Origin of the sequence: Novosphingobium sp. HII-3, from assembly GCF_002916655.1 — a bacterium.
GTDB classification, from domain to species: domain Bacteria; phylum Pseudomonadota; class Alphaproteobacteria; order Sphingomonadales; family Sphingomonadaceae; genus Novosphingobium; species Novosphingobium panipatense.
Window position 1 is genome coordinate 96,122 of record NZ_PPSM01000047.1, and the last position, 19,689, is coordinate 115,810.

General features: G+C 64.6%; 22 protein-coding genes and 2 tRNA genes. 14 read left to right on the forward strand and 10 right to left on the reverse strand.

What is annotated here, in order from left to right; all coding sequences use genetic code 11:
* Positions 1 to 11: 11 nt before the first annotated feature.
* Positions 12 to 1,301 carry a cytochrome P450 gene (locus C2R25_RS15610; RefSeq protein WP_103730081.1) on the reverse strand — a complete coding sequence of 430 codons (1,290 nt, stop codon included), beginning with the start codon at positions 1,299 to 1,301 and terminating at the stop codon, positions 12 to 14.
* A 191-nt stretch (positions 1,302 to 1,492) separates the two neighbouring features.
* Here C2R25_RS15610 and C2R25_RS15615 point away from each other — a divergent pair, with 191 nt between their 5' ends.
* Entirely contained in the window at positions 1,493 to 2,758 is a 1,266-nt protein-coding gene (locus tag C2R25_RS15615; protein WP_103730082.1) for an amidohydrolase family protein, read from the forward strand.
* 57 nt (positions 2,759 to 2,815) lie between these two features.
* Here C2R25_RS15615 and C2R25_RS15620 read toward each other — a convergent pair whose 3' ends face one another.
* Positions 2,816 to 3,505 (reverse strand): DUF2490 domain-containing protein, encoded by a 690-nt coding sequence (locus C2R25_RS15620; RefSeq protein ID WP_233204061.1) that lies wholly within the window; start codon positions 3,503 to 3,505, stop codon positions 2,816 to 2,818.
* Between the two features lie 168 nt (positions 3,506 to 3,673).
* Between C2R25_RS15620 and C2R25_RS15625 the strand changes: the two genes are divergently transcribed.
* Positions 3,674 to 3,862, forward strand: coding sequence for a hypothetical protein (locus tag C2R25_RS15625; RefSeq protein WP_103730084.1), 189 nt, complete (start codon positions 3,674 to 3,676; stop codon positions 3,860 to 3,862).
* A gap of 2 nt (positions 3,863 to 3,864) precedes the next feature.
* Here C2R25_RS15625 and C2R25_RS15630 read toward each other — a convergent pair whose 3' ends face one another.
* The 6 genes from C2R25_RS15630 to aroA form a co-directional block, all read right to left on the reverse strand.
* On the reverse strand, positions 3,865 to 4,416 hold the full coding sequence (locus C2R25_RS15630) for a nucleoside 2-deoxyribosyltransferase domain-containing protein (protein ID WP_233204063.1): 552 nt from the start codon (positions 4,414 to 4,416) through the stop codon (positions 3,865 to 3,867).
* Complete coding sequence (gloB, locus tag C2R25_RS15635; RefSeq protein ID WP_103730086.1) at positions 4,416 to 5,177, reverse strand: hydroxyacylglutathione hydrolase; 762 nt, start codon at positions 5,175 to 5,177, stop codon at positions 4,416 to 4,418. The genes C2R25_RS15630 and gloB overlap by 1 nt, the downstream gene beginning before the upstream one ends.
* 34 nt (positions 5,178 to 5,211) lie before the next feature.
* A complete protein-coding gene (locus tag C2R25_RS15640; protein ID WP_103730087.1) occupies positions 5,212 to 5,613 on the reverse strand; it encodes a VOC family protein in 402 nt (133 codons plus the stop codon).
* Positions 5,614 to 5,749: 136 nt separating this feature from the next.
* Positions 5,750 to 7,459: a 30S ribosomal protein S1 gene (gene rpsA / locus C2R25_RS15645; protein ID WP_103730088.1), complete on the reverse strand. Its 1,710-nt coding sequence runs from the start codon at positions 7,457 to 7,459 to the stop codon at positions 5,750 to 5,752.
* A gap of 241 nt (positions 7,460 to 7,700) precedes the next feature.
* Positions 7,701 to 8,330, reverse strand: coding sequence for a d(CMP) kinase (locus C2R25_RS15650; RefSeq protein ID WP_103730089.1), 630 nt, complete (start codon positions 8,328 to 8,330; stop codon positions 7,701 to 7,703).
* The gene (aroA, locus tag C2R25_RS15655) at positions 8,327 to 9,655 is read right to left on the reverse strand and encodes a 3-phosphoshikimate 1-carboxyvinyltransferase (RefSeq protein ID WP_103730090.1); all 1,329 of its coding nucleotides are present in this window, start codon (positions 9,653 to 9,655) and stop codon (positions 8,327 to 8,329) included. The genes C2R25_RS15650 and aroA overlap by 4 nt, the downstream gene beginning before the upstream one ends.
* Before the next feature lie 216 nt (positions 9,656 to 9,871).
* On the opposite strand from aroA, the gene C2R25_RS15660 reads away from it, so the two are divergent.
* From C2R25_RS15660 to C2R25_RS15695, 8 genes are all read left to right on the forward strand, one after another.
* Positions 9,872 to 10,189, forward strand: coding sequence for a TIGR02300 family protein (locus C2R25_RS15660; protein ID WP_103730091.1), 318 nt, complete (start codon positions 9,872 to 9,874; stop codon positions 10,187 to 10,189).
* Positions 10,190 to 10,352: 163 nt separating this feature from the next.
* Positions 10,353 to 10,428: transfer RNA gene (locus C2R25_RS15665), tRNA-Ala, on the forward strand.
* A gap of 157 nt (positions 10,429 to 10,585) precedes the next feature.
* On the forward strand, positions 10,586 to 12,043 hold the full coding sequence (ffh, locus tag C2R25_RS15670; protein ID WP_103730092.1) for a signal recognition particle protein: 1,458 nt from the start codon (positions 10,586 to 10,588) through the stop codon (positions 12,041 to 12,043).
* Positions 12,044 to 12,079: 36 nt separating this feature from the next.
* Entirely contained in the window at positions 12,080 to 12,490 is a 411-nt protein-coding gene (gene rpsP / locus C2R25_RS15675) for a 30S ribosomal protein S16 (protein ID WP_103730093.1), read from the forward strand.
* A gap of 3 nt (positions 12,491 to 12,493) precedes the next feature.
* A complete protein-coding gene (gene rimM / locus C2R25_RS15680; RefSeq protein WP_103730094.1) occupies positions 12,494 to 13,018 on the forward strand; it encodes a ribosome maturation factor RimM in 525 nt (174 codons plus the stop codon).
* 116 nt (positions 13,019 to 13,134) lie between these two features.
* A complete protein-coding gene (gene trmD, locus C2R25_RS15685) occupies positions 13,135 to 13,881 on the forward strand; it encodes a tRNA (guanosine(37)-N1)-methyltransferase TrmD (RefSeq protein WP_103730171.1) in 747 nt (248 codons plus the stop codon).
* The gene (rplS, locus tag C2R25_RS15690) at positions 13,878 to 14,246 is read left to right on the forward strand and encodes a 50S ribosomal protein L19 (RefSeq protein ID WP_103730095.1); all 369 of its coding nucleotides are present in this window, start codon (positions 13,878 to 13,880) and stop codon (positions 14,244 to 14,246) included. Before trmD ends, rplS begins: the two co-directional genes overlap by 4 nt.
* 371 nt (positions 14,247 to 14,617) lie before the next feature.
* Entirely contained in the window at positions 14,618 to 14,890 is a 273-nt protein-coding gene (locus C2R25_RS15695) for an HU family DNA-binding protein (protein ID WP_103730096.1), read from the forward strand.
* Between the two features lie 157 nt (positions 14,891 to 15,047).
* Here the strand turns inward: C2R25_RS15695 and C2R25_RS15700 are convergent, their stop codons facing one another.
* Positions 15,048 to 15,890 carry an RNA methyltransferase gene (locus C2R25_RS15700; protein ID WP_103730097.1) on the reverse strand — a complete coding sequence of 281 codons (843 nt, stop codon included), beginning with the start codon at positions 15,888 to 15,890 and terminating at the stop codon, positions 15,048 to 15,050.
* 188 nt (positions 15,891 to 16,078) lie between these two features.
* On the opposite strand from C2R25_RS15700, the gene C2R25_RS15705 reads away from it, so the two are divergent.
* From C2R25_RS15705 to pssA, 3 genes are all read left to right on the forward strand, one after another.
* Positions 16,079 to 16,164 (forward strand) — tRNA-Tyr (locus C2R25_RS15705).
* 115 nt (positions 16,165 to 16,279) lie between these two features.
* Positions 16,280 to 17,029 (forward strand): phosphatidylserine decarboxylase, encoded by a 750-nt coding sequence (locus C2R25_RS15710; RefSeq protein ID WP_103730098.1) that lies wholly within the window; start codon positions 16,280 to 16,282, stop codon positions 17,027 to 17,029.
* Between the two features lie 68 nt (positions 17,030 to 17,097).
* On the forward strand, positions 17,098 to 17,865 hold the full coding sequence (gene pssA / locus C2R25_RS15715) for a CDP-diacylglycerol--serine O-phosphatidyltransferase (RefSeq protein ID WP_103730172.1): 768 nt from the start codon (positions 17,098 to 17,100) through the stop codon (positions 17,863 to 17,865).
* A 342-nt stretch (positions 17,866 to 18,207) separates the two neighbouring features.
* On the opposite strand, the gene C2R25_RS15720 is transcribed toward pssA, so the two are convergent.
* Complete coding sequence (locus C2R25_RS15720) at positions 18,208 to 18,483, reverse strand: hypothetical protein (protein ID WP_103730099.1); 276 nt, start codon at positions 18,481 to 18,483, stop codon at positions 18,208 to 18,210.
* Positions 18,484 to 18,873: 390 nt separating this feature from the next.
* Between C2R25_RS15720 and rpsB the strand changes: the two genes are divergently transcribed.
* Positions 18,874 to 19,629, forward strand: a complete 756-nt coding sequence (gene rpsB / locus C2R25_RS15725) for a 30S ribosomal protein S2 (RefSeq protein ID WP_103730100.1) — start codon at positions 18,874 to 18,876, stop codon at positions 19,627 to 19,629.
* Positions 19,630 to 19,689: the final 60 nt, after the last annotated feature.

Consider the following 19,689-nt stretch of genomic DNA (forward strand, 5'->3'; position numbering starts at 1 on the left):
GGGAGGCCTGATTAGGGCGTGGAGACGGGGACGTCCCAGACGAGCGGCAGGTTGCGGATCGAGAGCAGCCCCGGGAACACCGTGGTGTCAGCTCCCGGCTTGACGCGGAATTCCGGGATGCGCTGGAACCACTCCTCCAGAAGCACCCGCAGTTCCCGCCGCGCCAGATGCGCACCAAGGCAGATGTGTACGCCGCCCACGAAGGTGAAGTGGCGGTTGGCCTTGCGCTCGGGGTTGAAGGTACGTGGATCGTCGAACCGCGTGGGATCGAAGTTGCCCGCCGGGTTGAGGCACTGGAAGGAATCGCCCTTTCGTACGTGAATCCCGTGCCATTCGAAATCGCGAGTCGCCGACCGCGCGGACGAGAGGATCGGCTGGGTCCGCAGGAATTCCTCGACCGCGCCGTTGATCAGTTCAGGCCGCTCCCGGATCTGCTGCTGGATTTCAGGCTGCAGCGCCATGCGTCGGTACATCTGGGCGATCGTGGCGGCGACCGTGTCCAACCCGCCAAGCCAGAGGAACCAGACCATGCCGATCTTCTCGTCCTCGGTCGGGGCGCGGCCCTCGATCCTGCCGTGGACGATGGCGGAGACGAGATGTTCGTCCGGCTCACGCTCCTTTTCGGCGATGAAGCCGCGCAGGAAATCGAGAACGCCGCGCAGCGCCGCCTGCATCTTTGGCAGTTCGCCAGAGTGCAGGATGTCCCACTCCCAGTCCAGGAACTGCTCGAACATCTTTTCCGGAAAGCCCATCAGGCCCATGAAGATGCGCACCGGATAGACGCGGGCGAAGTCCCACGCCATGTCCACTTCGCCCTTGTCGGCCACGGCGTCGATCATCTCGACGACAATACGGCGGATGCGCGGCTCAAGGTCACGGGTGATCCGTGCCGGGGAGAAGTGCGGCATCAGGTAGAGGCGGTATTTCTGGTGATCGGGCGGGTCGATGGCGAGCGGGATGGACTTGAACGTCTCCCCGATCAGGCGCTGGAACTCGGCGGTGCCGGCGTTCGAGAAATGGTCGTTGTCGGTGTAGACGCGCTCAATGTCGTCGTAGTGCGAGACGACCCAGTTGCCGCGCTGGTTGCCCGATATCGCCCCCAGCCCATATTGCACCGGCGGGTTGAAGAGCAGGCGCGGAATCTTAGGTCCGTTCAGCCAGGCGAACGGCTCGTAAGGATCGACCAGATCGTTCGGCACACTGCCGTTGGCGAAGGACAGATCGACGATGCGGTCTTTGGGCACGTTGTCAGGTGCATCGTAATCGACGCGGATGTCGTCAAGCGTTCGCGGTTGTGGCATGCTTCTCTCCCCAGACGAAAAGGATGCCCGGACGTCCGATGCCTGGCAAGGCGGCTGCAGTGGCGAAACCCGCAGAATACCGCCGTTCTTGAGGCTTCGGCTGCAACCATCGTCCCGGCGTTGCCCTGCGCGATTGTGTGAACCGGACGTGGTTGCGAAATGAGAGGCATTGATTTTTGGGAGATTGAGCGATGGCCGAGTCTGACAACCAGGAAATGGCGCAGAACGCGCGCAAGTACTGGTCGGCTGAAGGGTACACCGAAGGCGGCGTGATCCGCGAAGTCGATTACGCTTCGCAGTCGGGCGGCCTCGACCCGATGTTCGAAGGCATCAAGATCGTCGACACCGACACGCACATCACTGAGGCGCCGGACCTCTTCACCAGCCGCGCCACCGGAGAGTGGAAGGCCAAGATGCCGAGGGTCGAGCGGGTCAACGGCACCGATCGCTGGCTGGTGGGCGATCGTGACTTCGGCACGCTCGGCGGCAACGTCATCCGTGCCGACAACAACAAGCTGCTTGGCCGCCTGGCCTTCCCCAAGCTGGAGCAGGCGCACCCCGGCGGCCACGAGCTCAAGGCCCGCCTGCAGGCGATGGACGATATGGGCGTTTACGCGCAGATCTGCTTCCAGAACTCGGGCGTCACTCAGGCTGGCTCACTCATGAGCCTCGGCGATCCAGAGCTCGCCCTGCGCATCGTGCAGATCTACAACGACGCCTCGGCTGAGTTCCAGGAGGCGTCAGGCCAGCGCATCTTCAACATGGCGCACCTGCCGTTCTGGGACCAAAAGGCCCTGGAAGCCGAGGCGAAGCGCTGCCATGACATCGGCCTTAAGGGCTTCGTGCTGCCCGATACGCCCGAGCGGGTGGGCGTGCCCAGCTTCAATCACGAGTACTGGACGCCGTTCCTCGAGATGTGCGAGGCGACCGGCATGCCGCTCAACTTCCACCTGAATGCGGCGATCGACCCGAACACGCTGACCTGGGAAGGCTTCAAATTCGAGCAGACGCTGTCCGTCGTCGCGACGATGTTCTCGATCGGCAATGCCGCCACCCTTGGTAACTGGATGGTCTCCGGCCGTCTGGACCGTCACCCCCGCCTCAAGATCGGCCTCATCGAGAGCGGTGCAGGCTGGGTTCCCTTCGCGGTGGAAGCGCTGGAGCATCAGTTCCGCGAAATGCTGCCGATCATGCGCGACGTGCTCAAGAAACAGCCCTGGGACTACTTCCGCGACCATTTCTTCTGCACCTTCTGGTTCGAGAAGGTCGCCCCCAAGCACCTGCTGGAGATCATCGGCGTCGACAACGTCATGTTCGAAACCGACTTCCCTCACCCGACTTCACTCTATCCGGGCGTGCAGGAGCATCTCAAGGACGTGCTTGGCGGCCACAGTCCCGAAGTGCGCAGGAAGGTCCTGCAGGACAACGCGGTTCGGCTTTACAACCTGCCGTTCTGAATGGCCGCGCCTTTCCGCTGGAGGAGCGGGAAGGCGCGACCTCGGCCAACCGCCGTCTCAGTGGCGATAAGACAACGAGACGGAGGCCACGTGGTTCATTCGGGTGCGCCCTCCGGTTTGGTTGATCGTCTGGTTCAGGTATCCGATTTCCATCGTCGACGAGCCCGACAGCCCGACTTCCGCGCCGATGAAGCTGCGAAGCTGATCGAAGCCACCGCGGGCTCCCCAATCCGTATCGTTCAGCGCCGCGAAGCCCTCCGCGTAAACGAGGGCGCTCAGGCGGTTGTCGGTATTCGCCAGCGGGTGCTCGTAGCGGATCATCTCGCGCAGCCGCCAGCCCACGTCGCGGCCGTCCGAGCGCCAGCGCTGTTCGAGGCGCGTGCGGGAGGAAAGCTCGCCACCGAGCGGCTTGCCGAGCGCCAGGTTCAACTGCTGGAAGCTGCGCTCCTCATTGACGTCGCGGCCGCCCTCGACAGGGGTAATCACGTGCGCGTAGCCCTGATAGAGCGTCACCTCAGGCGAAAGCTTGACTCCCACGCCGCCGCGAAGGAGCAGCGTATCGACGCGCGAAAGGCCGTCTCCGAAGCGTGGCTGGAACTCGGCGAAATAGACGATGTCGCCGGAGATCGGGCCCGTCGCCGTAAGGTTGATCCAGGCCTGTTCGTCCTCGCTCGTGGCGGCGCGGGCGTCGGCTGCAAAGCCGGTGAGGGCCAGGGCAGCGGCGGTGATGGCTAGGCGGAAGCTCATGCGTTCTTTCATGGTCAGGCACCGGTGCTCTATGGCTCGCTCGTGTCCGGAGCGTTGCCGAAACGTCAGGTCTTGTGGCGCGCTCCAGGGGCGCCGGGCGAGCCTTACCCCCTATCGCACCGCGCGATCTCGTCATACTCTTTGTGTGACAAGAAGGAGAGGTGATCCATGTTCGTGAAGTTCACTGGAGCAGACCGCACGGCCACAGCCGTCAACGCCGCGCAGGTCACGTTCGTGTCACAGGTGTCCGAAGGAACCCGCATCCGGTTCGGAGAGGGACGCTCGGTCACCGTGGTCGAGCCGCTCGACGAAGTCATGGAGCGGCTGAACCGCACGCTCTCCTTTCCTGACGGCTGACGTCAGCCGCGCTTCCAGGTTTTCAGGCGCGCGCGGACTGCACTGACGAGGCTCTCCATCGTGGCGACCTGCTCGATGCCGTAGCGCCCGGCGGTGATGTCCACGTTGCCTTTGCGCCAGAAGCCCTCCGGGCACAGGAGGACGATCTTGCCGCTCTGGGCGTGCAGGCCGAGCTCCAGAAGGCTGATCGGGCTCTGCGTGCCGGGGGCAAGATACATCACGATGATGTCCGCGCTTTCGAGGGCGGCGAGCTCCCACTGAACCTGCTGGCGGAAGTTCGGCTCGGATGCCACCGGCTTCCAATTCGAATCCCAATCCGTGCGACGGGGGTTGAGCACGGTGACCTGCTCGTCCGACAAGGCGGCGATCAGGTCTGCCTGCCAGTCGCGTGCCGCGCCCATTTCAATGCTGCCGCCCAGAAATACACGCGGTGTATCGTGCTTCGCAGGCAGGGCCGCAGGGGATGTCACTACCGTGGCGGCCTGGGCTGCCACGGTGCCGGGAGCGAGCGTGGCAAGAGCGATCAGCCCTGCCGCGACTGCCGAAAGGCGCATCAGAACGTGTCCTTTGCGAGGCGCAAGGCGGCGAACGTGGCGACGGGATCACCGGGATGGCCCCAGCGCCGCTGCATGTCGGCGTCGTCAGCGCGTAGGAAGGGGTTTGTCTTCAACTCGCGCTCCAGCTTGGCGGGGACGGTCGGAAGGCCGTTATTTCGCCTGCGCGTGATCTCCTCGGCGTAAAGCTGAAGTTCGCGGTTGTCCGGATCAGCATGGAGGGCAAACCGCGCGTTAGACGCCGTGTATTCGTGCGCGCAGTAGAGCATCGTCTCTGCCGGAAGGGCTTTCAACCGCTTCAGCGAAGTCCAGAACTGGTCCGGATCGCCTTCGAACATCCTGCCGCAGCCGAGGGCGAAAACCGCATCCCCCACGAACGCCATGCCGGAGTCAGGCAGGTAGTAGGCGATGTGTCCGCGGGTGTGCCCTCCCACGTCCAGCACCGTCGCGCGCCAGTCGCCAAGAGACACGACGTCGCCCTGACCGACGAGGCAGTCCGCCCCCTCGATCCGGCTCCCGTCAGCGGCGGGGGCGGTGATCCGGCAGCCGGTTACCGCCTTGATGGCCAGGTTGCCGCCGGCGTGGTCCGGATGCCAGTGCGTGTTCCAGATCTGCGTGATCTGCCAGCCCCGCTCTGCTGCTTGGCGCAGGTACTCGTCGGCGTCGGGCGTATCGATGCAGACGGTTTCCTGGCTATCCGCATCGTGAAGCAGATAGCCATAGTTGTCCGAAAGGCAGGGGAACTGATGAACTTCGAGCATATGGCACCTCTCCTCGCGGGACGCATGTAGTCGCTCAGGCGGCGGCGGGGAAGGGCAGTCTGAGCTGCCAGCTGACCCCGTGGATGTCGCAGATCCAGGTGAACAGCTGGCCCGACTCGCTTGCGCTGAGCGGCATGATGACCTTGCCCCCTTGGGCCAGAACGGAGGCGGCATGGCGCAGCTGGCCCTCCTCGTCGCAGTCCACGAGGATCGACGTGGCCGGGGTGAAGGTGAAGGCGTGCGGGACGGCACTGTCGAACACGCGCCACTGCGTCCCTCCCAGCGTGAAGCTCGCGAGAGATACCCGGCCTTCGAATTCGCCGCTGCCGTGGCGTTCGAGTTCCGTCACTTCGAGAGCGCTGGCGAAGGCGCGCTTCCACAGCATCAGCGCGTCTTGCGCATCGCCCTGGAACATGAGGAAGGGGCTCGCGTGCATGGCTCGGCGTCCTTGGGTGAGGCTCCCCAAGAACAAAGCCGGGGCTGCAGGCGAGTTCCCCCAAAGCGAAAGCCCGCCCGGATCGCTCCGGACGGGCCTTTCACTGTCTCACCGATCGGTGAGGCCGGAACCGGTCTTACGAGCGGTTCTTCAGAGCCTCGCCGAGGATGTCGCCGAGCGACGCGCCCGAGTCGGACGAACCGTACTGTTCCACGGCTTCCTTCTCTTCGGCCAGCTGGCGGGCCTTGACCGAGAAGTTCGGCTTCTTGGAACGATCGAAACCGGTGACCATGGCGTCGAGCTTCTGGCCGACCTGGAAGCGGTCCGGACGCTGCTCGTCACGGTCGCGACCGAGGTCCGAACGCTTGATGAAGCCGGTGGCGCCATCGTCGCCAGCCTGAACTTCGAGGCCGCCGTCACGGACTTCGAGAACGGTGACGGTGACGACCTGGCCACGGCGCAGGTTGCCTTCAGCAGCCGACGCACCGCCAGCGGCCGGAGCGCCACGCTCAAGCTGCTTCATGCCGAGCGAGATGCGCTCCTTCTCCACGTCGACGTCGAGAACCACGGCAGAAACCTGCTCGCCCTTGCGGTGCAGGGCCAGGGCGTCCTCGCCCGAGATGCCCCACGCGATGTCCGACATATGGACCATGCCGTCCACGTCGCCGTCGAGGCCGATGAACAGACCGAATTCGGTCGCGTTCTTGACTTCGCCTTCGACCTGCGAACCGACCGGGTGACGCTCTGCGAACGCTTCCCAGGGGTTCTGCTGGGCCTGCTTGAGGCCGAGCGAGATGCGGCGCTTGTCCGAATCGACCTCGAGAACGACGACTTCGACTTCCTGCGAGGTCGAGACGATCTTGCCGGGGTGAACGTTCTTCTTGGTCCAGGACATTTCCGAAACGTGCACGAGGCCTTCGATGCCCGGCTCGAGTTCGACGAACGCACCGTATTCGGTGATGTTCGTGACCGTGCCCGACAGCTTCGCGCCGACCGGGTACTTGACCGAAGCGCCTTCCCACGGATCGCTCTCGAGCTGCTTCATGCCGAGCGAGATGCGCTGGGTTTCGCTGTTGATGCGGATGATCTGGACCTTCACGGTGTCGCCGATGGCGATCACTTCGCTCGGGTGGTTGACGCGCTTGTAGCTCATGTCGGTGACATGGAGCAGGCCGTCGATGCCGCCGAGGTCAACGAACGCACCGTAGTCGGTGATGTTCTTGACGACGCCGTCGATGACCTGGCCTTCGCTCAGCTTGTCGATCAGCTCGCTGCGCTGTTCGGCGCGGGTTTCTTCGAGGACCGCGCGGCGCGAGACGACGATGTTGCCACGGCGACGGTCCATCTTGAGGATCTGGAAGGGCTGCGGCACGTCCATGAGCGGGGTGACGTCGCGCACGGGGCGGATGTCGACCTGCGAGCCGGGGAGGAACGCAACGGCGCCGTCGAGGTCGACGGTGAAGCCGCCCTTGACGCGGCCGAAGATCACGCCTTCGACGCGCTTGCCTTCGCCGAACTCGTTTTCGAGCTTGTCCCATGCGGCTTCGCGGCGGGCGCGGTCGCGCGACAGCATGGCTTCGCCGTCGGCGTTCTCGACACGGTCGACATAAACTTCAACTTCGTCACCGACCTTGAGGCCGTGATCGTCTTCGCCACGGGCGAATTCGCGCAGCGACACGCGGCCTTCGCTCTTCAGACCGACGTCGATGACGGCCTTGTCGTTTTCGATGGCGGTGACGGTACCCTTGACGACGCGGCCTTCGAAACCGTCATCGGCGACACCGCCGAGCTGTTCGTCGAGCATTTTCGCGAAATCGTCGCGGGTCGGATTGGCAACAGATGCCATTAAGACATTCCTTCGTTCGATTTTCCGGCCAGGCGGTTGGGTCCGCCGGTCTTTTCTCCGCCATCCGCACCATGCGAGAAGGCGGGCCAAAAGGGCCGAACTGCCGCGGCGGCCGGATGCCGGTCGCGGCGCCCGTCCAGGCCAAGGCCTGTCCAGACCCGCGGCCATTACGCCTGAAGAGGGCAAAACGCAAGGAAATTGGGCGAGGGCGGCGGTCGCCCGAACGGCCCTGGAAGCGGGTTCAGCCGGCCGTCTGAGTCAGCGCGTCCACAGCGGCGATGGCGGCGGCGATGGCCTCCTCCCGCTTCAGCGTGGACGTGTCGATGACGACGGCGTCCTTGGCGGCCGCGAGCGGGGCGTCCTTGCGCGAGCAGTCGCGCTCGTCGCGCGCAGCGAGGTCGGCGGCGATCTCCTCCAGCGAGACGTCACGCCCGTGGGCATGCATCTCCAGGAAGCGCCGATGCGCGCGCGCGTCGACAGAGGCGACGACGAAGAGCTTCGCGATGGCTTCGGGCGCGATGACCGTACCGATGTCGCGCCCGTCGAGCACAGCGCCGCCGGGCTGCAGCGCGAAGCGGCGTTGGCGGTCGTAAAGCGCCTCGCGCACCGCCGGGTGGACGGAGGCACGGCTGGCGAGACCGCCCGTGGCCTCCGAACGCAGCTCAGGGTCGAGCAGGAGGCTTTCGGGGAAGGCGCAGGCGGCAAGAGCGTCGGAAGGGTGGTCCGGGTTGCCGCCGTTCAACACGCATTGATGGCCGACAGCGCGGTAAAGCAGCCCGGTATCGAGATGCGGAAGGCCGAAGTGCGCTGCAAGGGCCTTGGCAATGGTGCCCTTGCCCGAAGCTGTTGGTCCATCGACGGCGATGATCATGCGCCAAGACCTTCAAGCATGGACTGGAAGGTTGGGAAGCTCGTCGCGATCGGGCGGACGTCGTCCACTTCGACGCCGGTGCGGCTGACGAGGCCGGCGACGGCCATCGACATAGCGATGCGGTGGTCGAGGTGCGTGGCGATCGCGCCGGCCGTCCCGGCAAGCGGCTCACCGCCGGTGCCGGTGATGACGAGACCGTCCTCCTGCTCGATCACGGTTGCACCCGCCGCGCAGAGTGCTGCGGCCATGACCGAAATGCGGTCGGATTCCTTTACGCGCAGCTCCTCCAGTCCTGTCGTCGTGGTTACGCCGTCCGCGAGGGCGGCGGCGACGAAGAGGGCGGGGAACTCGTCCACCATGCTCGGCACGATGCTCGGATCGATGGCGATGCCCTTCAGGGCGGAGTGGCGCACCAGCAGGTCGGCCACCGGTTCACCGCCCACTTCGCGCGGGTTCAGTTCCTCGATTGATCCACCCATCTGGCGCAGCACCTCGACGATGCCGGCGCGGGTGGGGTTGAGGCCGACGTTTTCGATCAACATCTCGCTGCCGGGCACGATGAGGGCGGCGACAATGAAGAACGCGGCGGACGAGGGGTCGCCGGGAACCTCGATCGTTTGGGGCTTCAGCTCCGCTTCGCCACGGATGGAGATCACGCGGGCGCCGTCCGCATCGGTTTCCACCGACAGATCCGCGCCGAAGCCGCGCAACATCCGTTCCGAGTGATCGCGGGTGGGTATCGGCTCGACCACCGTGGTGATGCCGGGCGTGTTGAGCCCGGCCAGCAGGATCGCGCTCTTCACCTGGGCGGAGGCCATCGGCAGGCGGTAGCGGATCGGCACCGCCGGGTACGCGCCCTTGAGGATGAGCGGCAGCGTCTGGCTGCCCTTCGGGCCGACCGTCGCCTCGAAGCTTGCGCCCATGGTGGAGAGCGGATCGACGACCCGGCCCATGGGCCGCTTGGACAGCGACGCGTCACCAACGAAGGTCGCGGTGATCGGATGGCTGGCGACGAGTCCCATCAGCAGCCGGGTCGATGTGCCTGAATTGCCCATATCGAGCGGCCCCTGCGGCTGCAGCAGCGCGCCGACGCCCACCCCGTGAACGGACCAGGCGCCGTCGCCCGTGCGCTCGACCTGCGCCCCCATGGCCCGCATCGCGGCGGCCGTGGCAAGCACGTCCTCCCCTTCGAGCAAGCCGGTCACGCGGGTTTCGCCCACGGCCAGCGCTCCCAGCATGATCGAGCGGTGGCTGATGGACTTGTCGCCGGGAACCCGGATGCGCCCTTTTAGCGCACCTGCAGGCCTGAAGCGGTGGGGGCGCATGGACGTGGTGTCGTGGCTCACGAGGTCGGCTCTTTCGGCTACGGGGCAGGAAAACGGGGCGGCTTTTGACAGCGCGGGCTGCCTATGGCAAGGCGCGCGCCCTGATGCGACCCGCGCGCTTGCTCTTGCCGGACTTGATTAAGTGCGCGTGTCTATCCATCAAGACGACGGATTATTCGCCTGCTCCATTGGGGACGGGCTAGACGAGGACTTTCCATGGCCAAGCCTGAATGGGGCGCCAAGCACGGCTGCCCGAAATGCGGCACCCGCTTCTACGACCTGGGCAAGGATGACCCGGTCCACTGCATCGAGTGCGGGAACGAATGGCACCCCGAGCCGGTGCTGAAGTCGAAGCAGCCGATTCCCTATGAGGAAATCCAGAAGAAGGAAACGACCGAGCAGGAAGACTCCGACCTCGCCGAAGATGATCTGGACATCGATGACGACGGCGATTCGCCGGACAACGATGTGGACCTCGGTGGCGACGACGATCTTGGCATCGGCGGCGGCGACGACGACGAGATCGAGAACTGATGGTGCAAGGGCGCCGAAAAAATTCGGCGCCCTGAAATTTTCCTCTTGCCAACATTTTCGAGCCCGACTAGAGGGCGGCCTCCCAAGCGGAGGCGGTTCTTCGAAACGCCGGAAAGCAAGGGAAAACGGGTCGAACCACCCAGGTCGATCCGCTGAAATGGACGGGGCCGTAGCTCAGCTGGGAGAGCGCTACAATGGCATTGTAGAGGTCAGGGGTTCGATCCCCCTCGGCTCCACCATTTCATCATTACTGTTTCGCATGATCTGCGACACGCTGGTTGACGAGGTTTCGTCCACCGGCGTTTTTCGCATAAGGTCATGCACGCCGGTCAGCGAGGTTTCGCCCACCGGCGTTTTTGGCGTTCCGGCGCCGGGTTTGATGGAGTGAGCGGCCTCATGTTCGACAGCCTTTCAGATCGTCTTGGCGGGGTCTTCGACAAGCTGCGTGGCCGCGGTGCCCTGAAGGAGCAGGACGTCCTCGACGCGATGCGCGAAGTGCGTATCGCGCTGCTCGAAGCGGACGTCGCTCTTCCGGTCGTGCGCCGTTTCATCGACAGCGTGACTGAAAAGGCGATCGGCCAGAACGTCCTGCGCTCGGTCACTCCGGGCCAGCAGGTCGTCAAGATCGTGAACGACGCGCTGATCGAGACGCTGGGCGGTGAAGAGACTCCCGGCCTCGATCTTGAGGCCGTGCCCCCTATCGTAATCATGATGGTCGGCCTTCAGGGCTCCGGCAAGACGACCAGCACCGCCAAGATCGCCAAGCTTCTCAAGGAGAAGCAGGGCAAGAAGGTGATGATGGCCTCGCTGGACGTGAACCGTCCGGCGGCGCAGGAACAGCTGAAGGTCCTGGGCGAGCAGGTTTCCGTCGCGACCCTGCCGATCATCGCGGGCCAGCAGCCCACCGAAATCGCAACGCGCGCCATGCAGGCCGCGCGCCTCCAGGCGGTTGACGTGCTGCTGCTCGATACGGCGGGCCGCCTCCACGTCGACCAGCAGCTTATGGACGAGATGAAGGCCGTCGCCGCCATCTCCAACCCGCGCGAGACGCTGCTGGTGGTCGACTCGCTTACGGGTCAGGACGCCGTCAACGTCGCGCAGTCGTTCTCCGGGCAGGTCGATCTCACCGGCGTCGTGCTGACCCGCATGGACGGCGACGCGCGCGGCGGTGCGGCTCTGTCAATGCGCGCCGTCACCGGCAAGCCGATCAAGTTCGCCGGCACCGGCGAGAAGATGGACGCCCTTGAGGTCTTCCACCCCAGCCGTGTCGCCAACCGCATCCTTGGCATGGGCGACATCGTCTCGATCGTCGAGAAGGCGGCCGAGGCGGTCAAGGTCGAGGAGGCCGAAGCCCTTGCCAAGCGCATGGAGCAGGGCAAGTTCGACATGAACGACCTGCGCACCCAGCTCAAGCAGATGCAGAGCATGGGCGGCCTGGGCGCACTGGCAGGCATGATGCCGGGCATGAAGAAGGCCAAGGCGGCGATGCAGCAGTCCGGCATGGACGACCGGGTGCTTCTGCGCATGGACGCGATCATCGGTTCGATGACCCCGAAGGAGCGCGCGAACCCCGCGCTGCTCAACGCCAAGCGCAAGATCCGCGTTGCCAACGGTTCGGGGACCCAGGTTCAGGACGTCAACAAGCTGCTCAAGATGCACCTCGAGATGTCGAAGGCCATGAAGCAGATCAAGAAGATGGGCGGCCTCAAGGGGCTGGCGGCTCTCTTCGGCAAGGGCGGCCTGGATGCCGCGATGCCGGGGCTGGGCGGTCAGGGCCTTGGCCCCGGAGCCGGCGGTCTGCCGGGTCTCATGGGTGGCGGCGGGCCGGACCTCAGCAAGTTTCTCAAGAAGTAATCACATTCTTTTCGAAATCACAGAAAGGTAAGTCAGATGGCAGTTTCGATTCGTCTCTCGCGCGGTGGTGCCAAGAAGCGTCCGTACTACAAGATCGTCGTCGCCAACGCGACCGCGCCGCGTGACGGCAAGTATCTGGAGCAGGTCGGCACCTATAACCCGATCCTCGCCAAGGACGACGAAAACCGCGTGCGTCTGGTCGAAGATCGCGTTCGCTACTGGCTCGGCGTCGGCGCTCAGCCGACCGACCGCGTGGCTCGTATGCTCGACAAGGCTGGCATCAAGGAGCGCGCAGCTTCGGTGAACCCGAAGAAGGCGGAGCCCGGCAAGAAGGCCAAGGAGCGCGCTGAAGAAAAGGCCGAGAAGGCACGTGAGGCTGAAGAAGCCGCAGCGGCAGCAGCAGCGGCTCCGGCAGCTGAAGCCACTGAGGAAACGACCGAGGCGTAAGTCTTGGTTGATGGCCAGAAGGAACGCTCTGTCACGCTTGCGGCCGTTTCCGGCGCGCATGGCGTGGCAGGCGAAGTTCGCCTGAAGCTGTTCGGAGAAGGCGTGGCGGCGCTCAAGCGCTACCGCGCCTTCAACGATTCCAGCCTCACACTCGCCAAGCTGCGCGATGACGGAAAGGGCGGCGCGATCGCCCGCTTCGACGAGATCCGCGACCGGACGGCGGCGGAGAAGCTGCGCGGCACGGCTCTGACTGTACCCCGTTCGGCGATGCCTGCCCTGGAGGATGGCGAATACTACCACGCCGATCTCATCGGGCTTCCGGCCTTCACGGAGGCCGGCGAAGCGCTGGGACGCTGCATCGCGGTAGAGAATTTCGGCGCCGGTGACGTGCTCGAGATCGAGCGTCCTGTGTCCGAAAGTGACGGCGGCAAGCGGCCCCGCCGGTTCATGGTGCCGATGACGCCGGGCGCCGTTCCGGAGTGGAACGAGGAGCGTCTCGTCATCAACGCCGCTTACGCGGAAGACTGAAGGCAGGACGGGAGGGCGGCTGCGGCGGCCCTCCTGATGTCCGCCGAGGTCCGCCCGAGTGTCAGACAGGAAGACTGCCTCTTGCTGCCACGCCCGAATTGCGCTTTGCGGCAGGCATGACTTTCTCTGCCACTGTCCTCACGCTCTATCCCGAGATGTTTCCCGGTCCCCTGGGCGTCAGTCTTGCCGGCCGCGCCCTGTCGGAGGGCAAGTGGTCCATCGACCCCGTCCACATGCGCAATTTCGCGAAGGACAAGCACCGGACCGTGGACGATACGCCCGCCGGGGGCGGCGCCGGAATGGTGCTGAAGGTCGATATCCTTGCCGCGGCCATCGACCATGCCCGGGCGACCAATCCCGGTGCTCCCGTTCTGGCCATGACGCCGCGCGGCAGGCCCATATCCCAGGCGCGCATCCGGCAGCTTGCCGAAGGGCCGGGCGTCATCCTCCTTTGCGGTCGATTCGAGGGCTTCGACGAGCGTATCTTCGAAGGTCGCGACGTGGAGGAGATCTCCGTCGGTGACATCGTGCTTTCGGGCGGCGAATGCGCCGCTCTCATGGTACTCGATGCTTGCATTCGCCTGCTTCCGGGCGTAATGGGCGCGCCTTCCAGTGGTACCGAGGAATCGTTCGAGGACGGCCTTCTCGAGTACCCGCACTATACCCGACCCACGGAGTGGGAAGGGCGTGCGATCCCTGAAGTGCTGCGATCGGGGGATCACGCGAAGATCGCCGCCTGGCGGAAACACCAGGCGGAGGATGACACTCGGTCACGCAGGCCGGACCTCTGGGAGCGTCACAGGGACGCTCGGGTCCAACCTGCCTCTGGCGCGCGGCGTAAAAATGAGGATTTGGGTTCATGAACCTGATTCAGCAGATCGAAGCCGAGGAAATCGCCAAGGCTGCAAAGGATATCCCTGAATTCCGTCCGGGCGACACTGTCCGTGTCGGCGTGAAGGTTGTCGAAGGCACCCGCACCCGCGTCCAGGCCTACGAAGGCGTGTGCATCGCACGCTCGAACCGTGGCATGGGCTCGAACTTCACCGTGCGCAAGATGAGCTTCGGCGAAGGCGTGGAGCGCGTTTTCCCGCTCTACTCGCCCAACATCGACTCCATCACCGTCGTGCGTCGCGGCGTGGTGCGTCGCGCCAAGCTGTACTACCTGCGCGGTCGTACCGGCAAGCGCGCTCGTATCGCCGAGCGTCGCGTCACTGACGCCAACGCATAAGCGAAGGCCTCGGCCCGCCCTCGTGGCAGGGCCGCACGAAGGGCGGTTCGGTTTCGGGCCGCCTTTTTTGTGCCTTTCCTCGATCTCGGCGGTGGTTTTCTTCCGCTGAAACGGTGGCCCGGAAACCTCCGGCCGCATCGTTTCAGCGCAGCGCCTCCTCCTGCGATGATGACCATGCTCCGCCGCTGAACGCGTGCTGCATCACTGGACTTGTGGGTCTGGGGAACAGGCGAAAAAACGCGATTAGCTGCGGGTTTAGGCCGTTTTTGGCCCTTGCCAGTCGTAGGAAAACCCGCTCAATTCCGTCGCTATTGAGGCGATTCAGTTTCCAAAAAACGTCCGCTCCACTGAAATTTAAGGGGGTTCCCATAATGAACAAGAACGATCTCATCAGCGCTGTCGCGGATTCGAGCGCTCTTACTCGCAGCGATGCCGCCAAGGCTGTCGAATCGGTGTTCGAGGCGATCTCGGGCGCGCTGAAGAAGGGTGATGAAGTTCGTCTCGTAGGCTTCGGCACGTTCTCGGTCGCCAAGCGCAAGGCATCCACCGGCCGCAACCCCCGCACCGGCGAACCGATGGAGATCAAGGCCTCCGCACAGCCCAAGTTCAAGGCTGGCAAGGGCCTGAAGGACGCGGTCAACTAAGACACGCCGGACCTGCAACGCTTCGCAGGCTTTTTGATGACGCCGCGCCGCCTGAAGAGGTTGGCGCGGCGTTTTTCGTTGCAGTCTTCCGGCCTGCACCTGCCGAAGGCGGGGAGGTACGGACACAGGCTCCGAACCTCCCTTGCGCTTCATCGCGTCACGCGGCTTGGGCGGCTCCATCAGTCTCGCGCGTTGCCGTTGCATAAAGGGCGATGGCGGCGGCGTTGCTGACGTTGAGGCTCTCCATCGCCTCGCTGATCGGCAGCCGGGCGATCGCGTCGCAATGCTGCACGATGTTGTGGCGCATGCCGTCGCCCTCGGCTCCCATGACCAGCGCGACAGGCCCCGCCGGCAGGGCCTCGGCAAGAGTGGACTGGCCCTCGCCGTCCAGCCCGATGCGCCAGTAGCCTGCTTCCGCGATTTCCTCCAACGCGCGGGCAAGGTTCACCACCCGAACCCACGGCAAGATCTCCAGCGCGCCCGAGGCCGACTTCGCCAACGTACCCGACTCCGGCGGCGCGTGGCGATCCTGCGTGACGATGCAGCACGCGTTGAAGGCCGCGGCGGAGCGCATGATGGCTCCGACGTTGTGGGGGTCGGTGACCTGGTCCAGCACCACGACCGGGCGGAGCGGATCGCCGTTCAGCACGTCATCGAGGAAGATGTCGTCCAAGGGCGCGCACTCCAGCACGAGTCCCTGGTGCGGAGCGTCCTTGGCGACCAGTCGTCCAAGGTCGGCCGGCTGAGCCCACTCGATCGGGAAGTCGGCAGGCAGCTCGCCGTCCAGGGACTCCACGCCTTCGCGTGTCGCCCACAGCTTGCGGTGGCTGCGGTCCGGATTCTTCAGCGCTGCCTCGACTGCATGCCGGCCCCATAGGCGAACCATGCCTGTGGAAGCCCGTCCGCTGCCGCGGCCGTTCTTCATGCGACCGGCGCGACCGCGAAGCGGTTTCGCCGCGCGGCCTTCGCCTTCGTTGCCGCGTTCGCCACGCTTGCTCATCAACTGTCCTTTCGAAAAAAAATCGCGAATTGGTAAAAATCTTGCCCCCTGTGACAGGGAGGGCATTGACAGGCAAGGCTCGGTTCGGCAAAGGCGCGGTCCTCGGCAACGAGGTGCTGAAAAGCGCTTCGACCAACGCCGGATTTTCTCGTGTTTTCGGGGATTTCCAGCAGCCAGTGAACTGGTGTGGACAGGTGGCCGAGTGGTTAAAGGCAGCAGACTGTAAATCTGCCCGCGCAAGCGTACGCTAGTTCGAATCTAGCCCTGTCCACCACCAGCTCTCAGCCAGATGGCTCCCGTCGTTTCCAGCACAGGCTTTCCCCTCGCAAGGGAACAACGCCTGTTCGCGCGGCATTGCGGTAACGACACACACTGGCTAGACGAGAGCAATGCCTGGAGACATACTCGATAATCAAGGCCGCGGCGAAGCGTCGTGGCAGTGGCCTTCCATTCACCGGGAGGGCCGCAAGTTCGGCGCCATTGCCGGCGTCGTCGCGCTTGTGGCGTGGCTCTTCCTGGGGCCTTGGGTCGGGTGGCCGCTCGCGGTGCTGACCCTTTGCGTCCTGGCCTTCTTCCGCGACCCCATCCGCGTAACCCCACAGGACGACCGTTTCATCGTGGCGCCTGCTGACGGGCTCGTGACGCTGATCGGGAAAGTGCCGCCACCGCGTGAGTTGACGATGGATGACGGCAGCGGGGCAGCCCCGCTGTCGAGCGAGCCTGTCACGCGCATTTCCATCTTCATGTCGGTCTTCGACGTCCACATCAACCGCACGCCCATAGCGGGTACCGTGAAGCGGGTAATCTACATCCCCGGCAAGTTCGTGAACGCGGACCTCGACAAGGCCAGCGAAGAGAACGAGCGTCAGCACATTCTCGTTGAGCGCAGTGACGGCCTTCGGATCTGCTTCACGCAGATCGCAGGACTTGTCGCGCGGCGCATCGTGCCGTTTGTCAAACCGGGGGACATTATCGCGGCGGGGCAGCGCGTCGGCCTCATCCGCTTCGGCAGCCGCGTGGACGTATATCTTCCCGCCGGAACGGAGCCGAAGGTGCTCATGGGCCAGAAGATCGTCGCCGGCGAAACTATCCTTGGCGAAGTGGCAAGCGCTCCGCTCATCGAGGGCGTGGCTCAGTGAGGCACCGTCCCGATCGCGAGCGGCCTGGGACCGAGAGCCAGCGGCGCCGGCTGGCGCCGGGCCTGTCGATGCGCGCCATCGTGCCGAACGCCATCACGGCGGCGGCCTTGTGCGCGGGCCTGACCGGCATCCGCTTCGCGATCGCGGACGATTTCGAAAAAGCGGTCCAAGCGGTTATTCTTGCAGGCCTGCTTGACGGCATCGACGGGCGCGCCGCGCGGCTCTTGAACGCTCAGACGCGGTTCGGCGCCGAACTGGACAGCCTCGCTGATTCCATTTCCTTCGGCGTAGCGCCCGCGTTGATCGTCTACCTCTGGACGCTCCATGAAGCGCCCAGCATGGGCTGGATCGCGGCCTTGGCGTTTGCCATCTGTTGCGTTCTGCGCCTCGCGCGCTTCAATGCCCGCCTGGACATGCTCGACCAGCCGCACAAGCAGGCCGGATTCCTGACTGGCGTTCCCGCTCCGCTCGGGGCCGGCCTCGCCTTCCTTCCGCTGTACCTCTGGATCGCCAGCGGCTTTGAGGAGTTCGCCAACCCGGTCCTTGTCAGCGTGTGGATGGTCCTTGTCGGCTTCCTGATGATTTCGAGCATTCCCACGCTGGCATGGTCGCGCTTGCGACCGCCGAGTCACTTGCGTCTGGGCGTCATCGCGCTCGTGGGGCTGACAATGGCGGCATTGCTGACCGAACCCTGGTTCACGCTGGTTGCGGTGACGATCGTATACCTCGTTCTCATCCCGGTGGGCGTGATCACGTACGCCAAGGTCAGGCGGCGCACTCCAATCCAGGATGCGGATCCAATCGCATCCCCACCCATCGAACCTGGCGCTTTCTGAGGGGCGAGAGCGGGGGCAGTTGCGTCCGCTCGCCCGCCTTCCAGCTAATTTCCGCCGGTTCGCAGAGGCCTGCCAGTTCGCTCCGTAGCGCCAGTGCCGTCGCCGCGAATTCCCGCAACGTTGCGATCAAAGCGATACCGGATGTGAAGGCCGCCAGAAGAAAGACGGTAATCGCAAGAGCAGTCATGACCGATCCTTTCAGCCCCGCAGCCTCATCGGCCGGGCGGGTGCGTTGCGGAGACGTGCGTCCGTTCCCCGAATGTTCTGATCGGCCTTAGTTCCTATTTTGTTCCCGAGTTGTCAAGCGCCTTCTGGTGAGGGGGCGCCCAAAGCGCCCGCGGCTCAGGCTGCACGATGTGTCGGGGCGGAAGCGCGGGTCCGGGCGGAGGCGACGGGTCGGGCCATGCGGTGGCGCGGGCGCAGCCGCTGTTCCACTTCTTCGGAAAACTCGTCGCGTGTCGTCAGCGTGGTCCTGTAGACCGCTGGCTTCCCGCTCGATTCGGCAAGCGCCTCGCGCAGGAGACGGATGTGGGGAAGAGCATTCGATGCGCTTTTCCAGATGGCGGCGATCGCAGCGAAGGCCGCTACCAGGAACAGGGCAGGTGCAACGATAGTCATCGATAAACGCCTTTTTTGCCCGGTCCGCCTCTTGTTCCAGTCTTCTGCCCAAGCTGGCGCGAACGCGGCGACTTCAACGACGCTGCGTGACCTGTTTGTCCGCAGCTATGCGGTGAAAAGATTTCTGGCAGCGGACGAGTTCCTCGCTCAAGGCCTTGATCACGCATGGAATCGGTACTTTGACGCTAAAGTGACAAGCGTTTGCGGTGAATTGGGGGTGGATTTGAGTCGCGAAGGGGTCTAAGGGCAACGCCGCTCGTGTAGTCATGCCGGATTGTCCGGCGTGAGTGCGTGCGAGTAGTCCACATGGAAGGCGCACATACCGGTGCCGAAGCGGGGTCTCCGCGCGGTTCCAGTCTTCCAGAGGTTCAACCGGAAAGGAATAGGATTATGGCGGCTCCGGTCGTTACCATGCAGCAGCTCATCGAAGCGGGCGCTCACTTCGGTCACCAGACTCATCGCTGGAACCCGCGCATGAAGCCGTACATCTTCGGCGCGCGCAACGGCATCCACATCATCGATCTCTCGCAGACCGTGCCGCTCTTCGCGCGCGCTCTCGAGTTCGTGCAGTCGACGGTCCAGGCCGGCGGCAAGGTGCTGTTCGTCGGTACCAAGCGTCAGGCGCAGGAGCCCATCGCTCAGGCAGCCCGCGCTTGCGGCCAGCACTTCGTCAACCACCGCTGGCTGGGCGGCATGCTCACCAACTGGAAGACCATCTCGGGCTCGATCAAGCGCTTCAAGGCGCTGGAAGAGCAGCTTGCCGGTGACACCACCGGTCTGACCAAGAAGGAAGTCCTTCAGCTGACCCGCGAGCGTGACAAGCTTGAGCTGTCGCTCGGCGGTATCCGCGACATGGGCGGCATTCCCGACGTGATGTTCGTCATCGACGCCAACAAGGAAGAGCTGGCCATCAAGGAAGCCAACGTGCTTGGCATCCCGGTCGTCGCCGTCCTCGACACCAACGTCAACCCGCAGGGCATTGCGTTCCCGATCCCGGGCAACGACGACGCAAGCCGCGCCGTTCGCCTGTACTGCGACGCCATTGCCCAGGCTGCGACCAAGGGCGGCCGCGCCGCCGTGGTTGACAGCGGTGCTGACATCGGTTCGTTCGACGAGCCGGTCGCCGAAGAGGCTGTCGAGGCGTAATAGCCCGGCACGACGACACTTTCGTCACGGAATTGTCGCGCGCCGGGTCCAGTGGGTCCG